Origin of the sequence: Streptomyces sp. NPDC092370 (genome assembly GCF_044755265.1) — a bacterium.
Classification (GTDB): domain Bacteria; phylum Actinomycetota; class Actinomycetes; order Streptomycetales; family Streptomycetaceae; genus Streptomyces.
This window is the reverse complement of record NZ_JBIVQO010000014.1, coordinates 169937-189400: the sequence shown is the minus strand read 5'-3', so window position 1 is coordinate 189400 and position 19464 is coordinate 169937. Positions and strand designations below refer to the sequence as shown.

Sequence of the window (19464 nt, the reverse complement as noted above, 5' to 3'; positions counted from 1 at the left end):
ACTTGTTCAGCTGAGTCTAGGTATACGTACGGCTGTGCGCATCCGGCGGTCCTCGCCGCCGGGGCGCCCCGGCGGAGGGCACCCGATCATCGGGTGCCCTCCGCCGGCTCCGCCATCCCGCTGCCGCGATCAGTCCTCGCTGGGGGCGGCGGGCAGCTTGGCCTGGATGAGGTCCATGACCGTGGAGTCGGTCAGCGTGGTGACGTCACCCAGCTGACGGTTCTCGGCGACGTCCCGCAGCAGCCGGCGCATGATCTTGCCGGAGCGGGTCTTGGGCAGCTCGGCGACCGGCAGGATCCGCTTGGGCTTGGCGATCGGGCCGAGGGTGTTGCCGACGTGGGCGCGCAGCTCGGCGACCAGGGTCTCGGTCTCCGTGGCCGTGCCACGCAGGATCACGAAGGCGACGATCGCCTGTCCGGTCGTCTCGTCCGCCGCGCCGACCACGGCCGCCTCTGCGACCGAGGGGTGGGAGACCAGGGCGGACTCGACCTCGGTGGTGGAGATGTTGTGCCCGGAGACGAGCATGACGTCGTCGACCCGGCCGAGCAGCCAGATGTCGCCGTCGTCGTCCTTCTTGGCGCCGTCACCGGCGAAGTACTTGCCCTCGAAGCGCGACCAGTAGGTGTCGATGAAGCGCTGGTCGTCGCCCCAGATGGTGCGCAGCATCGACGGCCACGGCTCGGTCAGCACCAGGTAGCCGCCACCGCCGTTGGGCACCTCGTTGGCCTCGTCGTCGACGACCGTCGCGGCGATGCCGGGCAGCGGCGTCTGCGCCGATCCGGGCTTGGTGGCGGTCACGCCCGGCAGCGGGGTGATCATCATGGAGCCGGTCTCGGTCTGCCACCAGGTGTCGACGACCGGGGTGCGGTCGCCGCCGATGTTCTTGCGGTACCAGATCCACGCCTCGGGGTTGATCGGCTCGCCCACCGAGCCCAGCACGCGCAGGCTGGACAGGTCGAACTTGGCGGGGATGTCGTCGCCCCACTTCATGAACGTACGGATCGCGGTCGGCGCGGTGTACAGGATCGTGACCCCGTACTTCTGGACGATCTCCCAGAAGCGGCCCTGGTGCGGGGTGTCCGGGGTGCCCTCGTACATGACCTGCGTCGCGCCGTTGGCCAGGGGGCCGTAGACGATGTACGAGTGGCCGGTGACCCAGCCGACGTCGGCCGTGCACCAGTAGACGTCCGTCTCCGGCTTGAGGTCGAAGACGGCGTGATGGGTGTATGCGGTCTGGGTGAGGTAGCCGCCGGAGGTGTGCAGGATGCCCTTCGGCTTACCCGTGGTGCCCGACGTGTAGAGGATGAACAGCGGGTGCTCGGCGTCGAACGGCTGCGGGGCGTGCTCGGCGCTCTGCCGCCCCACCAGGTCGTGCCACCACACGTCGCGACCCTCGGTGAAGGCGACCTCCTGGCCCGTGCGCCGCACGACCAGGACGTGTTCGACGGTACCCGCCTTCTCGACGGCCTCGTCCACGGCCGGCTTGAGCGCGGAGGGCTTGCCGCGGCGGTAGCCGCCGTCGGAGGTGATGATCACACGCGCGTCGGCGTCCTGGATGCGGGTGGCGAGCGCGTCCGAGGAGAAACCGCCGAAGACGACCGAGTGCGCGGCGCCGATCCGGGCGCAGGCGAGCATCGCGATCGCCGTCTCGGGGATCATCGGCATGTAGACGGCGACGCGGTCACCCGCCCGGACTCCCAGCTCCAGCAGGGCGTTGGCCGCCTTGGAGACCTCGTCCTTGAGCTCGGCGTAGGTGATCGCGCGGCTGTCGCCGGGCTCGCCCTCGAAGTGGATGGCCACCCGGTCGCCGTGTCCTGCTTCCACGTGCCGGTCGACGCAGTTGTAGGCGACGTTGAGCTTGCCGTCCTGGAACCACTTGGCGAACGGCGGGTTCGACCAGTCGAGCGTTTCGGTGGGCTCCTTGGCCCAGGTCAGCCGACGGGCCTGCTCGGCCCAGAAGCCGAGCCTGTCAGCCTTGGCCTGCTCATACGCCTCCGCGGTGACGTTGGCGTTCGCGGCCAGGTCGGCGGGGGGTGCGAACCTGCGCTCTTCCTTGAGCAAGTTGGAGAGTGACGAACGCTCGTTGTCTGCCATCTAGCACACCATCCCAAGTGGTTTAGACCAATACGCGCCCTCGATTCTCCGAGGGTGTACGGGACGGGTCAACCCTCTCCCGATCTCGCGCCTACCCACCAGTGGGCACGCGCAACGGCCCCCGGGGGTTCAACCCCGGGGGCCGTGCTTCCCGACGCCTTGGCTCGCAACCGAGCGCCGGGAGCTTCGGTCACTCGCTTATCTCTGCGCACAGAGTGCTCCCTGCGTCACACCCTGTACCCCACGCCTCACCCTGTCGAACACACGTGCGAGTGCAGTATTAGTGAAGGAACGGCCCCGATGCCTCACGGTAGGTACCGGGGCCGTTCCTGTTGGCCGCACCGCGCCGCACGGGGGAATGCGACATCGGCGGGCCCCGACGGACGCACGCGCCGGCGCGAGCGTGCGTCACGGGTGGCTCACAACAAGCGGGCGAGCGACGGCGGCATGAATAGGTCCCGTGCCCGGTGCTGCGCCCACACGTCGGCCGCGTGATCGTCTCCGCGGCGAGCGTACTCGGGGCACAGCTCGCACCCGTCGAGGTGCTGGGGGGGCACCTCCCCGGGGTGCGACTCGACGATGTGCCGCGCCGTCTCCAACTGTTCCCAGAAGCACCCCGCAGGGTCGTCCCACTTTCGGGCCAGCCGCAACAGGAACAACTCGCACGCGATGCACGACCACATGAACGGCGGCGGCAAGGGCAGTTCCTCGACCGGTTCCCCAATCATCAGGGGTTCCGTATCGCCGTCGTGCCCATGTAGGCGCGGCCCGTGGCTATGACGCGTTCGAGGTACGCCGCGATGGCGTCGGGTCCGGCGCCGGGCGGTACGGGGTCGAGGCCGATCGTGACGCACGCTTGCCCACCCGTGGCGACGAATGCTCGCCAGTCCTCGCCGGGCGTGGGGAGACCCAGGACCTCAGTCGGGTGCCCGTAGTCGAGCGCGACGAAGGGCCCGCGCATGATCAGGCGGTCGCCGACATGCGCTAACTGTTCGGCGGCCGGATTCATCAGCAGTGCGTCGGCCATGCCCATCAGGCCGACCTCGACCGACGCGGCTGTCTCGTCACCCTGCGGGGGCGCGTGGGCGATCAGGACGTGTGCGACCGGGTCGGCGAGCGCGCCCCGGTGCAGCCACGTTGCCACCGTGCAGCGTTCGAGGAAGGCGGGGCCGGGGACGGCCCGGAAGGTTATGGCTCTGTCGGTCATCGTTCCAACTCCACCCATACGGCTTTACCGAACTCGCGGTCGTCGGTGCCCCACCGCGCCGCGAGTCCGTCGATGATGTGCAGGCCGCGCCCGCGGGCCCGTTCGTCCGACTCGTTCCGGAGGCGCGGGCGCTTGCGCCGGGGGTCGTGCACCTCGATGCGCACGCGCTTGTCCGTCGTCAGGACTTTGACGAGTACGGAGTCGCCCGGTTCGGTGCCGTACCGGTACGCGTTCGTCACCAGCTCGGAGACGGTGAGCAGGACGTCGGCGAGCCGTGTGTCGTCGAGGGGGTTGTCGTCGTGTCTCAGCAACTCCCGGACGTACCGGCGGGCCTTGCCGGCCGCTTCGGGGCCCGACTCGAAAACACACTGCGCCGGGGGGCCGGTCGGGGGAGCGCAGCAGTCCGGTAACGCGCTCGGCTGCATGTGCACCATGCAAACTCCCTACGCCTGTGGTGCCTGTTGGCGCAGCGTTTCGTAACGCCATACGTCGGCACGATCACATTTCGTCGCACCAGAGTGCTCCCTGTCACACTCGACATGCAACCCTCTCAGTCAACGAATGAGAATTCGCATATGCCCGCGAGAGGGCCAGCTCACGAGAGGCGAACGCAGGTGACATGGTTAGAGGCGAACCGGCAGACTGTCGGACATGACGGAGGTGAGGTGAAGTTGAGCGGACCAACGGTGCGCCGGCGCAGGCTCGGTAAGAAGCTGCGCGCGATGCGCGACTCCCAACACCTCACCCTCGAAGATGTCGCCGAAAAGAGCGACGGCACGTTCACGGTGGCCAAGCTGTCTCGGCTGGAGCTGGCAAAGAGCGCGGCCAAGCCTGCCGACGTCGAGGCGTTGCTCGACCTGTACGGCGTCGACGACGCCGAGTTGCGGGGCGCAATGCTGTCCCTCGCACGCGAGGGCGCGAAGCGTGGATGGTGGCACAGCTACCGCGGCGTACTGTCGCCCGTGTATGAGGACTTGATCAGCCTCGAACATGAGGCGGCGCAAGTCCGCGCCTGTGCAATGGGCGTGGTTCCCGGCCTGCTCCAAACCGGCGACTACGCCCGGGAGATCATCACGGCGACCGCCATGTCGGCGGCCGTCGCGGAACGAATCGATCCACTGGTCGAGGTACGCCTCGCACGTCAGTCTGTGCTCACCCGCGAGCATCCGGTCGACCTGTGGGCGATCATCGCCGAGAGTGCGCTACGCACGACGTGCACGGGCGACGGCGTCATGCGTGACCAGCTTTCGCGGCTGCTCGACCGCGGCCGACGGCCGAACGTCACGATTCAGATTCTCCCGTCGGACGCCCCACCGCACGTCGGACAGATGGGCAGTTACTCGCTCCTGTCGTTCGAGGAAGGCGTCGACCTCGACGTCGTGCACGTCGAGTCGCTGACGTCGGCTCTGTACGTCGAGGAACCGGAGCAGGTGGGCGTCTACCGGGACGCGTTCGAGCGGCTGCGCGCTGCTGCGTTGTCGCCCGAGCTGTCCGCAAAACGCATCGCAGAGATAAGGGACCAGACGGAATGAACCACGTTGAAGACGCGTCGACTCTCCCCGTGACCTGGTGGAAGTCGTCGCTGTCCGGCGCACAGTCTGACTGTGTCGAGTGCGCCGTCGTCGATCCTGCGCGCGTCGCGGTGAGGGACAGTAAGAACCCGACCGGGCCGGCGCTGCTGTTCTCGCGCGCGAGTCTGGCCGGCCTGGTGGCCGGTATCCGGGCGGGTGACTTCGAGGCGTAAGGGCGCCACAGAACGACAGAACGCCCCCCGCAACGGCCGTGCGTGGCCGTGCGGGGGGCGTTTGTCATGGGCGGTTGGCGAGCTGCCACAGAGACAGGATGAGGCCGCAGACGGCGACCAGGGCGGCGAGGGATGGCAGGGGCCATCGGTTGCGTTCGAGGGCGTCGAGCCGGCTCTCGTGGTCGGCGATGGCGCGGTCGGTCTGGTCGCCCCGTTGCACGAGCAGGGCGAGGCTTCCGTCGACGCGGGCAAATCCGGTCTCCATCGTGCCGCGTAGCTTCTCCAGCTCGACGGCGACCGCGGCCGGATCGGACGGGGTGGGGATCGTCACTGGGCGCCCCCGTCGGCGTCGTCGACCAGGCCGAGACCGAACCGGTCGAGCAGGGCCTCGACGACGGGGTGCGCCATGGCGCGAGCGACGACGCCGGCGACCGCGGCGGCCGTGGCTGCGGCGCCGACCAGCCACGGGGCAGCGACGACGAGGTCGCCAGAGTCGGCGACGACCGCGGCGAGCGCGGGCACGACCGCGAGGACGGCGGCGAACGTCTGGAGCGCGGTACGGACGGCGCGGGTGTTCTTCGGCTGCATGGGGGGTTCCTCTCGGGGGTGGGCGGGGGCCCGCCCCGCGCGGTGCGAAACCTCGAGTTTTGTCGTCACTTTGACGCTAATACTCGAGCGTCGCCTCGCGCCGGGCGGGCGGGGGATGGTCAGGCGAACAGGCGGCGCCACGTCTCCGGGCCGGGGTATCCGTCGGCGTCGGCGCCGGTCCACCCCTGGGCCCGCTGGAAGGCGCGCACGGCGTTGCGGTCGGCGTCGGACCAGGACGGGCCGGGACCGACCTTGTAGAAGCGGCCGTAACCCTTGCGTGCCAGGGCCTCGCCGAGCCGTGTCACGTGCTTGTTGCGCTTGCCGGGGCCGAACTGGTCGCGCCCGGGGAACGGCGGCGCGGTCGGCTTCGGCTTGGGCGCGGTGCCACCCGTGGGCGGCTTGTAGCCCTTCGCGGGCATGCCGGCCTGTACCCACGCGTAGAGCTTGCTGCCGGGGCACTGGGTAGCGATGCCGTCGCGGTGGCCTCGCTTGGCGAGGGTGCGGCCGGTCTTGCGGCACGCCTCGTCGTACAGGGCGCGGCATGCGGCGAGGGCGGCCTCGCTCGGCTCCTGGTCGCCACCGACGGCGATCTGTACGCCGATGCCGGACACGTTGTGTCCGGGGCAGTGCGCGCCGGCGCGGGTCCACCCGCGGCCCTCGTAGATGTTGCCGGCCTGGTCGACGACGAAGTGATACCCGACGCCCGCCCAACCCTGCGCGAGGTGCTGGGCCTCGATGGCGCGCGGGACCGCGTAACCGGTCTTGGTCACGTGGTGCGCTCCGTCGTAGTGGACGAAGAACTCTGTACGGGAGCTGAGCGGCACGTATGCGGGGCCGTCGCTGCGGGGGTCGTTGTCCCACGGCTTGGCGCCCCACGTGGCGCGGCTGATGATCGAAACAGACACGGGGTGTCTCCAGACATGAAAAAACGCCCTCGGCGCGGTGCCGGGGCGTGCGGTGGGAAGGGGGCGGCGCGGTCTACGCGAGGGCGGCCCAAAAGCGGTTCGCGCCGTTCTCCATGCTCGACACGGTGATCGAGGCGGGCGCGGTGCTGGCGCCGGTCGAGTAAACGCCAAACCGGCGAACCATGGTGTAACCGAACTGGTTGGGCGGGGCGCCGGCGCCGGATTCAGCGGCGAGCAACATGGGCCCATCCTGGGTGGTCGTGTTGTAGACCATGCGCCACGCGATGTAGTAGATGCCGGCTGCTGCGGAGTAGGCGGCGGTGAGGGGGCTCGATATCGTGCCGCCCCCGGCGTCGTGCTCCTCGGGCGGCTCGTAGGTGGCCGTCGACATGTCGCCGGTCGCGGCAACGCGCGTTCCGCTGCTGTTGTAGAGGGCGGCCCACGATCCGGTTTGCAGGCCGCCGGCGTAACCGGTGGCGAACCATACAACGCGGTTGATCGTGGTCGTGGCGCGGAGGATCACGGCCGTTACCCGGATCGGGCCCGACCCCGGGTAGATGCCGGTCGACACGGCGAGGGCGGGGTCGAACGCCCACGCGGCGAGGCCGTGGTCGGCGGGCGACCACTCGCCGGCGAACGCTGCGGCGTCTACATACGACTTGCGGGCGAGGTGGTTCGCGGTGGTCGGTGCGACGGTGCTCGACGGTATGGCGCTGAACGTCTTCGCTCCGCTGATCGTCTGCGTGGTGCTGAGCGTGACGGCCGTACCGGCGGCCTCGGCTCCCACGTCGGCGGCCGTGAGCACGACGTCGCCGGTCTTGGTGTTGACGGACGTAACCGGCGCGGCGCCTCCCCCGGCACCGAGAGTGAACGCGGTTCCGTCTGCCTGCCGTACCTTCAACGCCCCGCCCTCGGCCCACAGCAGGGCGCCCGCGGGGTTCGTCGTGGGCGGCGTGGCGGCGTTGGCGAACGCGAGGACTCCGCCGGCTCCCCCGCCCAACGTGGCGCCCGTGCCACCGATTCGCGCGTCGGTGAACGTGGCCGTCGCGTTGGTGATCAGCTCGGCGTTCTTGTTGACGGCGGTGTACTTCGACTGTGCCGCATCCGACGCCTTGAATACGTCGGCCTGAGTGCCGGCATAGACCACGTGCAACGTGCCGTCCATGCGGCTGTATCCGCCGTTGTTGGCCACGGCGCCCACGTCGGCGGCGGCGAGGACGACCGCGGCCTGAGACTTGCCGTTGACGGACTGCACGACGCCCGGTGCGCCGGCCGGCCCCTGCGGGCCCTGCGGGCCCTGCGGGCCCTGCGGGCCGGCGACACCCTGCGGGCCGGTCGCGCCGGTGTCGCCCTTGACGCCCTGGGCGCCGACCAGGGACGCGAGCCACTGGGCGACCGTGCCGACAAACCCGTTCTTCACCGCGACCTCGTACGCGCTGTCGCCGCGGACGGCGACATACGTCGGGGTCGTCGGGTCGGTCGGCGCGATGTCGGCGAGGTCGACCTCGGGATCGTCGGCCGGTAGCAACACCTGATAGACGCGGTTCATCGCCACGCCGGCGAGCTGCTCGGCGACGCTGTACGACCAGCCGGTCGGGTTCATGTCGGGGGCGTCGGTGGCGGGGAGGGTGACGGCGAACGCCCCGGTCGCGTCGAGCGGCGCGGTAACGGGCCCTCCGAGGATGACGTCGGAGTCAGGGAAGGTGACCATGCCGGGGGTCGCGCGGAACACGACTTGCCCGGCGAGGGGTTCGCCGGCCGGGGTGAGGAATCGGCCGGTGACTCGGACGGTGGGGATTCCGTCGGGGAGCATCGATCACACCTCCTCGACGGGCGCGGCGGCGGGCTCGGCGGTCGCGCCGTTGGCGGCCTCGCCGGTCGGCACGTCGGGCGCCTCGGCCTCGGTGAACGTGTTCCGGGTGTACGCGGAGTACAGGCGAGTTTCGACGTTCTGCCCGGTCGACTTGTTGCGGTGCTCAATGCGGAGCGTGAAATACGACAGGAATTGCAGGCCGTCGAGCGGGCGCGTGATGGTGCGGTTGGTCCACGTGCCGGCCGGGCAATCCCACTCGTCGAGTTCGGTCTCGACGCCGTCGTGCGCGAGGACGACGCGGGCTTGTCCACCCCCGGTGTTCGCGTAGGTCGTCATGTACAGGTGCAGTACGGCGTTATGGGCGGGCGTGGTGCCGACCCATGCCGGTTGGTACGTCGTGCCGTCGTAGTCCTGCCGTTCGGTGGGGTGCAGTTGTACCGGCATCCACGGGCGACCGAGGAATTCGTCGGAGTAGTAGTCATCCATGACGATGACGTTCTGATTCCGGTCCCATATGCGGACCATCTGAGAGGGGGCGTCGTCTTCGGGGTAGCTGTTGGCGCCGATGCTGATTGCGCGTGCGCCGTCGTCGCGGCGCATGCGGGTGAAGTAGTCGCCGGCGGGGCTCTGCCCGGTCTCGAATACGGGGGTTCCGTCGGGGTCCTTGACGAACAGGCGCCCGCCTTCGCCGATCACGACGTCGCCGTTCAACACCTGGTTGAGGGCGGGGCGTATCTGCGCCCGGCCGCGGAGGGTGCGCACCTCGCGTTCGAGGGCGGCGACGCGGTCGAGTAGATCCTGTGGGACGTACGCCATTACTCGGGAACCTCCAGATAGAGCTTCGCCGTCTCGGGGCGGCCTCGCTCGGGTGGGTTGATGGACAGGCCGACGACGCGGTATCGGCCGTCGAGGACGTCGGAGTGCCACAGGTCGCGGATGCGTAGCCGGACGGCGGCGCCGAGCAGGGCCGGGCTCACGTTGTCGCCGAGCAACACCTCGACCTCGGGGATCTGCACGGGCCGGCGGGCGGCGGTCCAGTCGGCGCGGGCGTGCGCGTCGAGCGTCTTCGCCTGCTCGACGGTGGTGTAATCCGACGATCCGTCGAGGCGCGGCCACCCGGCGGCGATGTCGTCGTCGGCGACCAGGCGCTCGGACATGAGCGGATAGGAGTCTTCGGCCTGGTTGTTGTTGATCGACGCGCCCCGGGACTGCCACCCGTTGGCGAGGGCCGACGCGTCGTTCGGCCACGTGTAGGTGAGGACGGGCCCGGGGTGGTCGAGCACGATCTCGGCCGTACCGGTGCGGATGATCGGGTGACCGAGCACAAGCCGTTTCACGCGGCGGCCGTCGGTGTCGCGGTAACTGGCGATCCGCCACTCGAAACCGTTCTCGACGGCGGCGAGCTGGTCGATAAGGTCGCCGATCGTGGGGAGGTCGTAGCGGCTGAACTCGCGGTCGCGGGTGACGCCGGACGGCTCGCCGTCGTAGGTGATGCCGATATCGCCCCCGGGCGTCGACTGCACGTAGTCGAGCAGGCCGCGCACAAGGTCGAACTGGTCGACGCCCTGGGCGACCTGGGTGTCGAGCAACTGGCGCCGGTATAGGTATGACTCCCACCCGCCGCACTGAATCTGCGCGGTGAGAAACCCCCGGGCGCTGGACGCGAGTTGCAGCGTCCACAGGATGCCGCCCCACCAGATGTCGCGCCCGCGCTCGACCCATACGCCCGTACGGCCGGGCTGCAACGCCCGCCGGGCCCGCTCGGCGATCTCCCGGTTCGGGATGGGCACATTGCCGGTGAGCCGGCCCACCTTGCCTATGTAGTCGTCGAGGGCGACGCCCTGTACGGGCAGGGCGTCGAGTACCTGGTCGCTTCGTAGGTCGGTGAACACGAACCGGTAAGGGGTCTGCACGCGGCGCCCCCTACTGCACGAACGTCGCGGAGATCCGCACGTTCGTGTCTTTTTCGAGGGCGTTGTCGGTGCGGGTCGGTCCGCCACCCGCCCACGAACGCAGCGTCATAAGGCCGTCGGCTCCGATGGCGCATGCGCCGAATCCGAAGCCGTTCGAGGCGACGGCCTCGACCAGCAGGACGGGGCGCCACCCGATCGGGAGCGTGGCGACCAGGGTGTCGGCGAGGTTGGGGTTAGCGAGCAGGGTCGCGCCGGTCCGGGTCCAGTAACCGACCATCTGCACGACGCCGTTACGGCGGCGGGCGCCGAAGGTGTTCAGCGACCAGCCGGCCGCGGTGCTTACGCCTCCGGTGATCGTCTCGGTTGCGAGCTCGGGCGGCCGGTAGGTCTTCCACGTGCCGTCGGCTGCGTTCCAGCGTTCGAGGGTGCCGCCGGCGTCGCGGTACTGGCCGTCGTACGCTCCGTTGAAACTGAGTCCCCACCCCTGGGGGATGATCCCGCCCACGGCGGCCGTGTACCGGCGGCGGTCGGCGAGGGCAGAGTTCCAGTTGATACCGCCCACGCCCGCGGACGCGCCCGCGGGCACGGTGACGTCCCACAGTCGCAGCGAGCAGGGGGGAAGGGTCGGCGCGGTCGGCGTCGCCGACGCTGTGCCGACCAGGACCTCGACGCGGGCGAGGGCGTTTTGGCTCTGGTCGAACAGGCCGTCGTATACGCGCAAGATCACAGAGTCGATGCGGGCGAACTGGGCGTTCCCGTCGGTGAAAGTGACGGTCTCGGGGGCGTCGACGGCGACGGGATAGGCGCCCTGCGCGGTCGTGCCCTGCACGGCTGCCCGGCCGATACCGACCTGTAGGGACATGGCGCCGGCGCCGGTCGCGGCGAACGGGTTCCCGCCCGGGATCACTCCGTCGCGGGTGCGTATCTCGCCGTCGGGCGACCACGTGCCCACGGGGGCGAGGCGGGTGTCTTCTCTCGTCTGCCCAAGCGGCAACAGCCATGCGGGGCGCACGGTCACGGCGGGGGCTCCTTACCAGTAGGCGGCGCGGTAGCGCACGACGACGGACGCGGCCGGGTCGTTGCTGCCGGGCGCGGCGCGGAACATCAGGGGGGTTGTGCCGGGCGCGAGCGTGAACGTCTGCTCGGGCACGCTGCGGCTACTCGCGGTGTAGAGGCGCGAGGCGGTGCCGTTGAGCGTCACGGTTCCGGCGAGGGTGTCGACGACCAGGACGTCGCCGGCGGCGAGGGGGAGGTCGTATTCGAGGACGTCGCCGGTCGTGATGTTGGTCAGGCTCGGCGCGGTGACCGGGCCCCGGAACTCGACGACCGGGTGCGTCTCCGCGGTGCCGGTGTTGACGGCCGACATGCGGCCGGTACTGCCGGGCGTGCCGAAGTTGAGCGGCCACGCGAGGACGCCCGCGGTCGTGCTGATCCGGAGCGACGACGTGCCGATCGGTACGGGCGCGGGGAGTGCTGCGGGAAAGAGGACGACCGGTTGCACGCGGGCGGCGCCGGCCGGCGCGGTGCCGGTAAGCGATGCGTCGCCCGGTTCGCTCGACTGGTCGGCGACGTGTTGCCCGGCCGCATTCCACCATCGCAGCGTCGTAATCGCGTTGCGGTCGGCGGCGACCTGTGAGGCGAACGTGACGGTCTGGCCGGGGGCGACGGGCCACCCGTAGGCGTTGCCCGGGATGGTCCACACAAGTTCGGCGAACTCGGCGAGGGGTCGCACGGATACGGGGCCGGTGCCGTCGCCGCTGATGACGGGGTCGCCGTCGCTCCACCATTGCCAGAGCTCGCCGACGCCGGCGGCCTGCTTGGCGGGCAGTGCCTCGACGCCGGCCGACTCCCACGACAGGCCGTCCTCGGAAACGGGGAGCGTCGCCGTGGCGGCCTGCTCGGCGAGGGCGTAGCGGCGCGGGTCGGTGGCGACCCACTCGATCGCTCCACCGACGATCGTTCCGAGCCGGTAACCGGTCGTCGTCGGTACGGCTCGACGGACGGCGCGGGCGTAGGCGAGCAGGGGCCCGCGCTCGTCGAGCCACACTACGAGCGGGATCTCGTCGACGCGCGGCGCGGTCGCGGCCTCCAGCCGGCCGACGACCTCGCCGATCTGCGCGCGCGGTGCGCGCACGACCAGGCCGTCGACTCCGATCGTCCGTTGCTGCGCGAGCAACTGCCCGGGGAACGCCCCGTGCGCGTCGGCCCGTTGCACGGTTCCGGGGTCGAGGGGCGGGAGGTCACCCCACCCGCTGAGCGTTCGCCACCGGTACGGGGTGTCGGGGCCGAGCAACAGGTCGCCGTACTGGACGTGTCCGGGCCGGGTGACCAGGGCGCCAGCGGCGCCCGTGGCGGTGACAGGCATCGTCACCCCCTTGCCTTGGCGAGCCATGCGAGGGCCCGCGCGTTGTCGTCGGGCCCGCCGTGCTCGGCGGCGTGCCAATGCTCGATCTGGACAGTCACGCCCGCGGCGGCCGGGGCGAACGGCGAGCCGTAGGCGCCGACGGTGGCGCCGGCGGGGGCGAGCTGGGGAACGGCGGGCGTGGTGACCAGCGACCGCATGGCGCGGTCGACGGCGCCGGCTCCACCCTGAATCCCCTTGACCAGGCCGGCGGGAATCCAGCGGCCGACGTCCTTCGCCATGACGCGCGAGGGCGAGGCGATGCCGAGTGCGTCGGCGATCGGCCCGGGGATCATGTCCTTTGCGAAGCTGATCAACTGGGAGCGGAGCCAACCGCCCATGCTCTTTACGCCGTTGAGCAGGCCGCGCACGACATCGCGGCCCTTGTCGACCAGCAGCGAACCAAGATTCCCGATGGCGTTGGAGATCCGGCCGGGCAAACCGCGCATCCACGAAATCGCCTCGTTGGCCTTGTTGACCACACTGGTCTTGAAGGACGACAGGGCAGAGCGCGCGCGCTCGGCGAGCTGGCCGGCGAACGGTGCAAGGGCGTTGTACGCCCGCGCGGGGAGTCCCTTGATCCAGTCGACGGCGGCGGATATGCCCTTGCCGACCCACTCGGCGAGCTTGCCGGCGGCCTCGCCGATCAGCTTCGCTGCGTTGAGTACGGCTGTCTTGGCGAGCTGCCACGCCTTGTCGAAGTCGCCTTGCAGCAACGCAACCAGGGCTTGAAGGATCGGCAGAACGACGGACGTGATCACCTGCGCGAGTCCTGCGGCCAGGATCTCGGCGAGCTTTCCGACCAGGCCGATCAAAGGTTCGATGATCGGCATGAGGGCGTCGAGGGCGGCGAGCAGTAGTGCGCCGATGACCGGCACCAGTGGTTCGAGTGCGGTCATGACCTGCGCGAACGCCTCGCCCAGGGTGACGAGTAGGGGCTGAACGGCGGTCAGCAGCTCCGCGAAAACGGGCAGGACCGCGGCGATCAATTGCCCCAGTATGGGCAGTATGGGCGATACGCCCTCTAGGACTAGGCCGAACGTTTCCGCGAGGGCGGCGAGGACCGGGCCCAGCTCGCCGACGATCGGCACCAGGGCGTCGCCGAGTGCGCCGATGAACGTTTCAAGCGGCGGGCCGAGTGCGGCCAGTGCCGGGCCCAGGGCGTCGGCGAGGCCGGTTACGACCGGGACCAGGGCCTTAGCTACCGCGGCGAGGACGGGCCCGCCGGCCTCGGCGAGTGTGCCGATCAGGCCGCCCAGTGCGGGCAGGATCTCGCCTACCGCGCCGAGCAGGCCGCCGAGCCCTTCGGCGGCCCCGTCGGCGCCTGTGGAGACGCCCTCGAAGAAGCCGCCGATGCCGTCGCCGACCGCGCCGAGACCGGTCGACAGGGCGTCGATCACGGGGCCCGCGGCGTCGACCGCGGACACCAGTCCGGGCATGGCGCCCTTGGCGAGTGCGCCGATGCCGTCGACCAGCGGCTCGACCAGCGGGGCGACGCCCTCGAACAGCTTCCCGATCTGCGGGGCGAGGTCGTCGAAGATCCCCCGGAGCTGCCCGGCCGCGCCGACGAACGGCTCGACCAGCGGCTCGGCAAGGGACTGCATTTGCCCCTTGACGTGCTCGCCCAGGTCGCTAAAAGCGCCCTTGACCTGCTCGTTTTCGGCGAGGACTTTCGCGCCGAGACCGATAACGGCGAGCGGTACAGCGGCGAGGGCGCCCGCGGCGCCCAGGGCGCCGGCGGACAGGAGTTTGGTACTGGTCGCCGCGGCGCCCAGTAGCGGGCCGATACCGGCGAGGCCGCGGCCGGCCTCCTCGGCGCCCCCTCCGATGCCGTCGCCGAGTGCGCCCCCCATCTCTGCGCCGGCCGCGGCGAAGCGACCGCGCATGTCGCGCAACCGGCCGTCGGCGTCGCGCTGGAGACCCGCGAGGGCGGCCTCGGTCCGGTCGACTCCGCGTTGCGCCCCGGAGTCGTCGAGGTCGATATAGCCGACCAACTCGCCGATGGTGAGGGCCACTTTGCACCCCCCATCGGCGCCCCGCAGGGCGCGCTATTCAGTTGTCGTGCTGGTCACCTGCCGGTGAGTCGTGCGATCTCGTCGGGGTCGGTCACGACGCGGGGCGTCGCCTGCCACACGCGGGCGAACCGGGACTCGGACGACAGGCCGCCCAGACACACCAGGAACTCGCGCACGGTGAGCCGTGCGACCTCGCCGGCGGTGAGCTGGTACTCGCGGCGTAGGTCAGCCTCGACCGCTCCCCAGTGGCGGACTACTGCCGACCAGAGTTGCGAGCCTTCCCCTTGCCCTTCGGGCGGTTCTTCGGCCTCGACGTCGTCGCCGGCCGCGGGGCTTTTCCCGCCTTGGCGGCCTCGCGCTTGTCGTACGCCGCGGCGGCCTGTTCCATGCTCAGCGAGCCGGGGTCGGCGACGTTGGCGGTCGCCCACATCAGGACGATTCCGAGCTTGCGGTCGTCCATGCCGGCCTCTGCCCAGTCGTCGACGGCCGCGGGGCCGAACAGCGAGCCGAGCAGGCGTCGAATGTCCTCGGGGCGCGCGCTGTGCATGACGCGGTGAAGCTGGAGCATGTAGAGCGCGGGCAGGGTGGGCGGCAGGGTGTAGGTACGGCCGTACAGGCGCAGCGGTACGCCGCGGCGTTCCGGCTCGGCCTGCTCGGCGAAAAACGCGTCGAAGTCGGCGACGTCGTCGACGCGCTGGTCGACGTCGAGGGCCTGGTCGTCGTGCTGCTCGATCATGGTTACGGCTCCGGGGTGGCAGTGACGGGCTCGGTGTCCGGGAATCCGCACCGGGTGAAGGTGGCGCCCCAACTGGTCTTGGCGTTGTGCTCGCCCCCCTGCTCGCCGGGCGTAACGGTGCACTCCCAAACGGTCCAGTCGGCTTGCGACTTGTGGCGGTAGCGCATCCGGCCGCGCGATTCGCTGCCGAGCTTCCACGCCCACGTGTTGTCGATGTAGTTCTGTCCGGGGTCGCGGGTGGTGCCGATCTGCGACCACAGGCCGGTGACCTCCAGCGTCGCGCCCCGCTGCATCACGTCCTGTTCGTACGCGCCTTCGCTGTCGTTGGTCGTGGTGTCGGCCGTCTCCTCGTTCTCCGACGGGCTGTACGACCAGGAGTTGACGTTGCCGATGCGGTGCCATACGGGGGTTGCGGGGGTCGTGGTGTCCTCGACCTCGAAATACCAGCCGCGGGCGTCGATGGGGCGTCCCATGCTGGCTACCTCCTATTCGGTGCGGTGAGTGCTGGGGGAAGACACGTCGAGGTCGAAATTCACGACGTGTTCGTGCCGGCCTTGGGCGTCGACGCCCATCGGTCCGGGGGTGCCGCGGGCGGCGGCGAGGATGAGCCACGTCCCGTCGGGGAGGTCGACGCCGGCGAGGCCGTGCAACGCGCTGTAGATCGCCCACGCGCGGTCGCGGGAGGCGCGCGGGTCCGGGCCCCCGCGCACGCGCACCTGTAGCCGTACGGTGTCGTAGGCGTTGCGCGCGTCCGGGGGGCCGGCGTCGTACAGGGACAGGCACACGGCGGCATCCGGGGTCGACGGCATGCGCTCGACGAACGTGTCGCCGGTCTTGCCGGTCGGGTCGTAGGCGAGCAGGTCGAGGCCGTCGAGCAGGCGGGCGACGCCGTCGGTCACATCAGCCACGTAGCGACCTCCGCACCTGAGCGGCGATGATCTCGCCGACGGTGTCGGCCTCTTCGGTCATGGGCCGTTCGAGGTACTTCGCCGTCCTGCCGGCGTCGTGCTGGTACGTCAACTCTTCGTGCTGCCGGACGGCGTACGGGGTGTCGTAGCTGACTGCGGCCGTGAGGGACGACTCGTCGACGGTGGCGACGCCGGAGCGTTCGAGGGTGGCCTCTTCGATCGGCACGACGCGTCGTGACTCGGTGAGCACGTGCTCGGAGGCGAGGCGTAGGCCGCGGACGGCGCCGGCCCGGGTGCCGCGCATGACTGCGGCCCCGTTCAACCGGAGGCGGGAACGCTGTGTCACTCGCACATCACCTCTGTTGACTGCGGCACCGGTAGGCCGGGCGCGGTGTGGTTGGCGACGCTGATCGCCTTGGTCACTCGCCCCGACGGCAGGGTGAGGCGGGACTCGGCCGGGCAGTCGAGGCCGGGCGCGGCGATGACTTGCGTCGTCGACGTGACCTCGACGCCCTCGCGGTTCCGGGTGAGCTTGGTCTGTTCGGCGACCAGGGCCCGCACCTCGACGGCCGGGCGGTAGGTCGGGCCGTACGCGCTGTCGCCGTCGTACGGCTCGACCGTGACGCGGTGGCGCAACAGCCACCCGGGGACGTTCACCAGATCACCCCCGGGAGCAGGCCGGCCAACATCAGGGCGCGGTGCGCGCGGGGGGCGAGGTCGACGTCGCCCGGGGCCCGCGGGTCGTCGCGGCGGTCGCCGAGAGACACCGGGCCGATAGAGACGCTGCCCCACCTGCCGGCGGCGCCGGTTCCGTCGTCGCCCGTGGCGAGCTGGTACTCGACCTGTGCGCACGTCGCGTCGGCGAGGGCCTGCACGACGTGCGGTTCGGTCGGCATGCCGGCGTCGCTCGTGGCGTAGAACGCGCACAACAGGGCGGCGTCGACGTCGGCGGACGCGCGGGCGAGCAACCGTTCGGCGTCGGGCGGGGCCGGCTCCCCCGTCCACGCGGCCAGTTGCTCGGGGGTCGCGTAGACACGGGGCACCGGGCTACTCCTTCGGGGGCTCGGTCTTCGCCGGGGCCTTCCGCTTCGGCGCGGTGTCCTCGACGTCGTAGCCACGCCGGCGGGCGTAGGCGATAACGGCCTCGTCGTCGGTCTCGGCCTGGCCGTCGACGAAGTGCAGGCCGGCCACACCGGGCCCGCTGTAGTCCTTCACGGGGGTACGGATCACTGCCATGGGTCAGCCCACCTTGATGTTTCGGAAGACCGTGGCGGCCTTGGTGCTCTTGAGCGCGACGGCGACGGGACCGAGCTCGACCTCGCCGAACTTGACGGCGCCCGGGGAGTCGAAGTTGGGGAGCCACTGACGCACGACGGTCCCACCCATGCACGCCACGCCGTGGAAACCGTCCATGCCGACGCGGTACGCGTACAGGTCGGTAAGGCCAGTCGCGGCCGTGCCCCCGACGGTCCGGTTCTCAACCGGGATGATCGGGTCGTTCGATCCGGCCTTGTCGCCCGGGTCGGCGAACACGATGTCGCCGTACTGCTCGCGGACGATCGGCCGGCCGTTCGGACCGAGCAGGCCGTCGAGCGGGTTCTGTGTGTACATGCCGGCACGGCGCGCGGCGGCGCGGACGCGGGCAAGCGCACGCTTGTTGCCGAGAATGATCGTCGGCGAGCCGTCGAGCAGGGACAGCCATTCGTCGACGGCGTCGAGGGCCTTGTGTTCGGCGCGCGGGTCGGTGTCGAAATCCGACCAGTCGGTGACGGCGCCGGCGCGGAACTCGGTCGCCGTGCCGGTCAGAGCCTTGTCGAGGCCGTCGAACGACTCGGCGTCGACGGCGGTGTCGCCGTTGATCACGGTGTCTTGGAACTGCGTGCGGGTCGCCTTGATCTTCTGCTGCATGTTCAGCGTGACGGCACCGGACGCGGCCGGGCCGATCCGGGCGACGACGCGGTCGACGCGGAACGATCCACCCATCACCTTCAGGTCGACCGTGTATCGCTGCGTCTGGACTTCCGACGCGGTGTACTCGGTGTTGATCGGACGGAACGACGCCGTCGGCTGGGTGATCAGCCGGCGGTATCCATACGTGAGGGTGTCGCCCCCATCGGCGGGGTTGACGACGTCCGCGAACGTCAGAGAGTCGAGAATCGCGGATTCCTTGCGGAACTCGTCGATCACCGCGACGTCTATGTCGTCCTGCGCGTTGTTCTTCGCCTCGGTCAGAGTGACGGGCATGGGGTGCTCCTAGGTTCAGGCGCCCAGACGGGCGGCGATGGCGTCGTGCAGGGAACCGGGCCGGCGCTCCTGCGGGGTGGCACTGCCGAAATCGGCGCCCCCGCGGGCGGGGCCGACGGCGGCGGCGAGGTGCGGCTGTGCCTGCACGGCGGCCTTGATCGCCTCCGTCACGGCGTTGTGGTCGTTGGGGTCGACCGCGGCGAGCGCGGTCATGGCGGACTGGGAGTCGAGCAGGGCGGCGGCGTTGGCGCCGGCGGTCGGCGCGGTGCGCAGTACGGCGGCCTGTACGGCGGCGGTGCGGGCCTGCTCCTGCGCCTGGGTGAGCTGCTGCTGTGCCCACTTCGGCAGGCGGGACAGGTCGCCCTCGGCGGCCTGCTCGGGCGCGGCCGGGGCCGGCTCCTTCGGGGCCTGCTGGGCGTCCTTGATGAGCTTCTGGGCCCACTCGGGGAGCGTGGACACGTCGCCCTCGGCGGGCGTCTGGGGGTCGCCCTGCGGCGGGGCCGGCGGGCCCGCCGGCGGCGCGGCCGGGGCCGGCGGGTTGGCCGGCGGCGCGGGCGGGTTGGCCGGGTCCGTCGAGGGGTCGGCCGACGGGTTCGGGTTCGGGTTCGGGTCGGGCACGGTGGCTCTCCTGGGACGGGGCGGAATCGGGCATGCGAAAGGGGGGCCCGCCGTAGTGGCGGACCCCCCTTCGGGGTCGTGCTGCGGTGTTCGGTTGTCAGTCGTCGACGTCCTGGTCGCCCTGGTCGGCGACGGGGCGGCGCTCGGCGTATCCGCGTATCCATGCGGTGCTGAGTGTCGAGGTGAGCGGGTACGGGCACGCGGTCGGCGGGTCGCCCCGGTCGCCTGCCTCGCGGCCGGCCGTGAGTGCCCTCACGATCTCTTCGCGCGTGCCCATG

26 protein-coding genes are annotated in these 19464 nt (G+C 70.6%); 2 read left to right on the top strand and 24 right to left on the bottom strand.

Annotated features, from left to right (window positions below):
* Positions 1–129: 129 nt before the first annotated feature.
* From acs to ACIQHQ_RS32845, 4 genes are all read right to left on the bottom strand, one after another.
* Positions 130–2094 (bottom strand): acetate--CoA ligase, encoded by a 1965-nt coding sequence (acs, locus tag ACIQHQ_RS32860; protein WP_402619075.1) that lies wholly within the window; start codon positions 2092–2094, stop codon positions 130–132.
* Between the two features lie 419 nt (positions 2095–2513).
* The gene (locus ACIQHQ_RS32855; RefSeq protein WP_402619072.1) at positions 2514–2822 is read right to left on the bottom strand and encodes a hypothetical protein; all 309 of its coding nucleotides are present in this window, start codon (positions 2820–2822) and stop codon (positions 2514–2516) included.
* A complete protein-coding gene (locus tag ACIQHQ_RS32850) occupies positions 2822–3301 on the bottom strand; it encodes a hypothetical protein (RefSeq protein ID WP_402619069.1) in 480 nt (159 codons plus the stop codon). The genes ACIQHQ_RS32855 and ACIQHQ_RS32850 overlap by 1 nt, the downstream gene beginning before the upstream one ends.
* A complete protein-coding gene (locus ACIQHQ_RS32845; RefSeq protein WP_402619066.1) occupies positions 3298–3735 on the bottom strand; it encodes an ATP-binding protein in 438 nt (145 codons plus the stop codon). The genes ACIQHQ_RS32850 and ACIQHQ_RS32845 overlap by 4 nt, the downstream gene beginning before the upstream one ends.
* Positions 3736–3966: 231 nt before the next feature.
* On the opposite strand from ACIQHQ_RS32845, the gene ACIQHQ_RS32840 reads away from it, so the two are divergent.
* Together ACIQHQ_RS32840 and ACIQHQ_RS32835 are read left to right on the top strand one after the other, a co-directional pair.
* Positions 3967–4833, top strand: a complete 867-nt coding sequence (locus tag ACIQHQ_RS32840; protein WP_402619063.1) for a helix-turn-helix transcriptional regulator — start codon at positions 3967–3969, stop codon at positions 4831–4833.
* Positions 4830–5045, top strand: coding sequence for a DUF397 domain-containing protein (locus ACIQHQ_RS32835; RefSeq protein WP_402619060.1), 216 nt, complete (start codon positions 4830–4832; stop codon positions 5043–5045). Before ACIQHQ_RS32840 ends, ACIQHQ_RS32835 begins: the two co-directional genes overlap by 4 nt.
* 64 nt (positions 5046–5109) lie before the next feature.
* Here the strand turns inward: ACIQHQ_RS32835 and ACIQHQ_RS32830 are convergent, their stop codons facing one another.
* The 20 genes from ACIQHQ_RS32830 to ACIQHQ_RS32735 form a co-directional block, all read right to left on the bottom strand.
* A complete protein-coding gene (locus ACIQHQ_RS32830; RefSeq protein ID WP_355724913.1) occupies positions 5110–5376 on the bottom strand; it encodes a hypothetical protein in 267 nt (88 codons plus the stop codon).
* The gene (locus tag ACIQHQ_RS32825) at positions 5373–5633 is read right to left on the bottom strand and encodes a hypothetical protein (protein ID WP_402619056.1); all 261 of its coding nucleotides are present in this window, start codon (positions 5631–5633) and stop codon (positions 5373–5375) included. The genes ACIQHQ_RS32830 and ACIQHQ_RS32825 overlap by 4 nt, the downstream gene beginning before the upstream one ends.
* Before the next feature lie 119 nt (positions 5634–5752).
* Positions 5753–6538, bottom strand: a complete 786-nt coding sequence (locus tag ACIQHQ_RS32820; protein WP_402619053.1) for a peptidoglycan-binding protein — start codon at positions 6536–6538, stop codon at positions 5753–5755.
* Positions 6539–6611: 73 nt separating this feature from the next.
* The gene (locus ACIQHQ_RS32815) at positions 6612–8351 is read right to left on the bottom strand and encodes a hypothetical protein (RefSeq protein WP_402619050.1); all 1740 of its coding nucleotides are present in this window, start codon (positions 8349–8351) and stop codon (positions 6612–6614) included.
* A gap of 3 nt (positions 8352–8354) precedes the next feature.
* Positions 8355–9167, bottom strand: a complete 813-nt coding sequence (locus ACIQHQ_RS32810) for a hypothetical protein (protein WP_402619048.1) — start codon at positions 9165–9167, stop codon at positions 8355–8357.
* Positions 9167–10264, bottom strand: a complete 1098-nt coding sequence (locus ACIQHQ_RS32805; RefSeq protein WP_402619046.1) for a hypothetical protein — start codon at positions 10262–10264, stop codon at positions 9167–9169. Before ACIQHQ_RS32805 ends, ACIQHQ_RS32810 begins: the two co-directional genes overlap by 1 nt.
* A 10-nt stretch (positions 10265–10274) precedes the next feature.
* Positions 10275–11282 (bottom strand): hypothetical protein, encoded by a 1008-nt coding sequence (locus ACIQHQ_RS32800; protein WP_402619044.1) that lies wholly within the window; start codon positions 11280–11282, stop codon positions 10275–10277.
* A gap of 12 nt (positions 11283–11294) precedes the next feature.
* Positions 11295–12629, bottom strand: coding sequence for a phage distal tail protein (locus ACIQHQ_RS32795; protein WP_402619041.1), 1335 nt, complete (start codon positions 12627–12629; stop codon positions 11295–11297).
* A 2-nt stretch (positions 12630–12631) separates the two neighbouring features.
* The gene (locus ACIQHQ_RS32790; protein WP_402619038.1) at positions 12632–14680 is read right to left on the bottom strand and encodes a hypothetical protein; all 2049 of its coding nucleotides are present in this window, start codon (positions 14678–14680) and stop codon (positions 12632–12634) included.
* A gap of 53 nt (positions 14681–14733) precedes the next feature.
* Entirely contained in the window at positions 14734–14856 is a 123-nt protein-coding gene (locus ACIQHQ_RS32785) for a hypothetical protein (RefSeq protein WP_402619035.1), read from the bottom strand.
* A 77-nt stretch (positions 14857–14933) separates the two neighbouring features.
* Positions 14934–15416 (bottom strand): hypothetical protein, encoded by a 483-nt coding sequence (locus ACIQHQ_RS32780; protein WP_402619032.1) that lies wholly within the window; start codon positions 15414–15416, stop codon positions 14934–14936.
* A 2-nt stretch (positions 15417–15418) separates the two neighbouring features.
* Positions 15419–15889 (bottom strand): phage tail tube protein, encoded by a 471-nt coding sequence (locus ACIQHQ_RS32775; protein WP_402619029.1) that lies wholly within the window; start codon positions 15887–15889, stop codon positions 15419–15421.
* A gap of 12 nt (positions 15890–15901) precedes the next feature.
* A complete protein-coding gene (locus ACIQHQ_RS32770; RefSeq protein WP_402619026.1) occupies positions 15902–16324 on the bottom strand; it encodes a minor capsid protein in 423 nt (140 codons plus the stop codon).
* On the bottom strand, positions 16317–16670 hold the full coding sequence (locus ACIQHQ_RS32765; protein WP_402619023.1) for a minor capsid protein: 354 nt from the start codon (positions 16668–16670) through the stop codon (positions 16317–16319). The genes ACIQHQ_RS32770 and ACIQHQ_RS32765 overlap by 8 nt, the downstream gene beginning before the upstream one ends.
* Positions 16667–16981 carry a hypothetical protein gene (locus ACIQHQ_RS32760; protein ID WP_402619020.1) on the bottom strand — a complete coding sequence of 105 codons (315 nt, stop codon included), beginning with the start codon at positions 16979–16981 and terminating at the stop codon, positions 16667–16669. The genes ACIQHQ_RS32765 and ACIQHQ_RS32760 overlap by 4 nt, the downstream gene beginning before the upstream one ends.
* Positions 16978–17367, bottom strand: coding sequence for a hypothetical protein (locus ACIQHQ_RS32755; RefSeq protein ID WP_355717869.1), 390 nt, complete (start codon positions 17365–17367; stop codon positions 16978–16980). The genes ACIQHQ_RS32760 and ACIQHQ_RS32755 overlap by 4 nt, the downstream gene beginning before the upstream one ends.
* 4 nt (positions 17368–17371) lie before the next feature.
* Positions 17372–17560 carry a hypothetical protein gene (locus ACIQHQ_RS32750; RefSeq protein WP_402619016.1) on the bottom strand — a complete coding sequence of 63 codons (189 nt, stop codon included), beginning with the start codon at positions 17558–17560 and terminating at the stop codon, positions 17372–17374.
* A 3-nt stretch (positions 17561–17563) separates the two neighbouring features.
* Entirely contained in the window at positions 17564–18568 is a 1005-nt protein-coding gene (locus ACIQHQ_RS32745) for a major capsid protein (protein ID WP_402619013.1), read from the bottom strand.
* Between the two features lie 15 nt (positions 18569–18583).
* Positions 18584–19186 carry a hypothetical protein gene (locus tag ACIQHQ_RS32740; RefSeq protein WP_402619010.1) on the bottom strand — a complete coding sequence of 201 codons (603 nt, stop codon included), beginning with the start codon at positions 19184–19186 and terminating at the stop codon, positions 18584–18586.
* Positions 19187–19283: 97 nt separating this feature from the next.
* Positions 19284–19463, bottom strand: a complete 180-nt coding sequence (locus ACIQHQ_RS32735) for an Rmf/CrpP fold protein (protein ID WP_402154151.1) — start codon at positions 19461–19463, stop codon at positions 19284–19286.
* Position 19464 lies beyond the last annotated feature (1 nt).

Bases quoted from the DNA above. Each gene is read 5' to 3' on its own strand.
- ACIQHQ_RS32835 (WP_402619060.1), top strand. From the start codon at position 4,830: ATGAACCACGTTGAAGACGCGTCGACTCTCCCCGTGACCTGGTGGAAG.
- ACIQHQ_RS32795 (WP_402619041.1), bottom strand. From the start codon at position 12,629: ATGCCTGTCACCGCCACGGGCGCCGCTGGCGCCCTGGTCACCCGGCCC.
- ACIQHQ_RS32735 (WP_402154151.1), bottom strand. From the start codon at position 19,463: ATGGGCACGCGCGAAGAGATCGTGAGGGCACTCACGGCCGGCCGCGAG.
- ACIQHQ_RS32815 (WP_402619050.1), bottom strand. From the start codon at position 8,351: ATGCTCCCCGACGGAATCCCCACCGTCCGAGTCACCGGCCGATTCCTC.
- ACIQHQ_RS32825 (WP_402619056.1), bottom strand. From the start codon at position 5,633: ATGCAGCCGAAGAACACCCGCGCCGTCCGTACCGCGCTCCAGACGTTC.
- ACIQHQ_RS32775 (WP_402619029.1), bottom strand. From the start codon at position 15,889: ATGGGACGCCCCATCGACGCCCGCGGCTGGTATTTCGAGGTCGAGGAC.
- ACIQHQ_RS32850 (WP_402619069.1), bottom strand. From the start codon at position 3,301: ATGACCGACAGAGCCATAACCTTCCGGGCCGTCCCCGGCCCCGCCTTC.
- ACIQHQ_RS32750 (WP_402619016.1), bottom strand. From the start codon at position 17,560: ATGGCAGTGATCCGTACCCCCGTGAAGGACTACAGCGGGCCCGGTGTG.
- ACIQHQ_RS32745 (WP_402619013.1), bottom strand. From the start codon at position 18,568: ATGCCCGTCACTCTGACCGAGGCGAAGAACAACGCGCAGGACGACATA.
- ACIQHQ_RS32810 (WP_402619048.1), bottom strand. From the start codon at position 9,167: ATGGCGTACGTCCCACAGGATCTACTCGACCGCGTCGCCGCCCTCGAA.
- ACIQHQ_RS32855 (WP_402619072.1), bottom strand. From the start codon at position 2,822: ATGATTGGGGAACCGGTCGAGGAACTGCCCTTGCCGCCGCCGTTCATG.
- ACIQHQ_RS32845 (WP_402619066.1), bottom strand. From the start codon at position 3,735: ATGGTGCACATGCAGCCGAGCGCGTTACCGGACTGCTGCGCTCCCCCG.
- acs (WP_402619075.1), bottom strand. From the start codon at position 2,094: ATGGCAGACAACGAGCGTTCGTCACTCTCCAACTTGCTCAAGGAAGAG.
- ACIQHQ_RS32780 (WP_402619032.1), bottom strand. From the start codon at position 15,416: ATGATCGAGCAGCACGACGACCAGGCCCTCGACGTCGACCAGCGCGTC.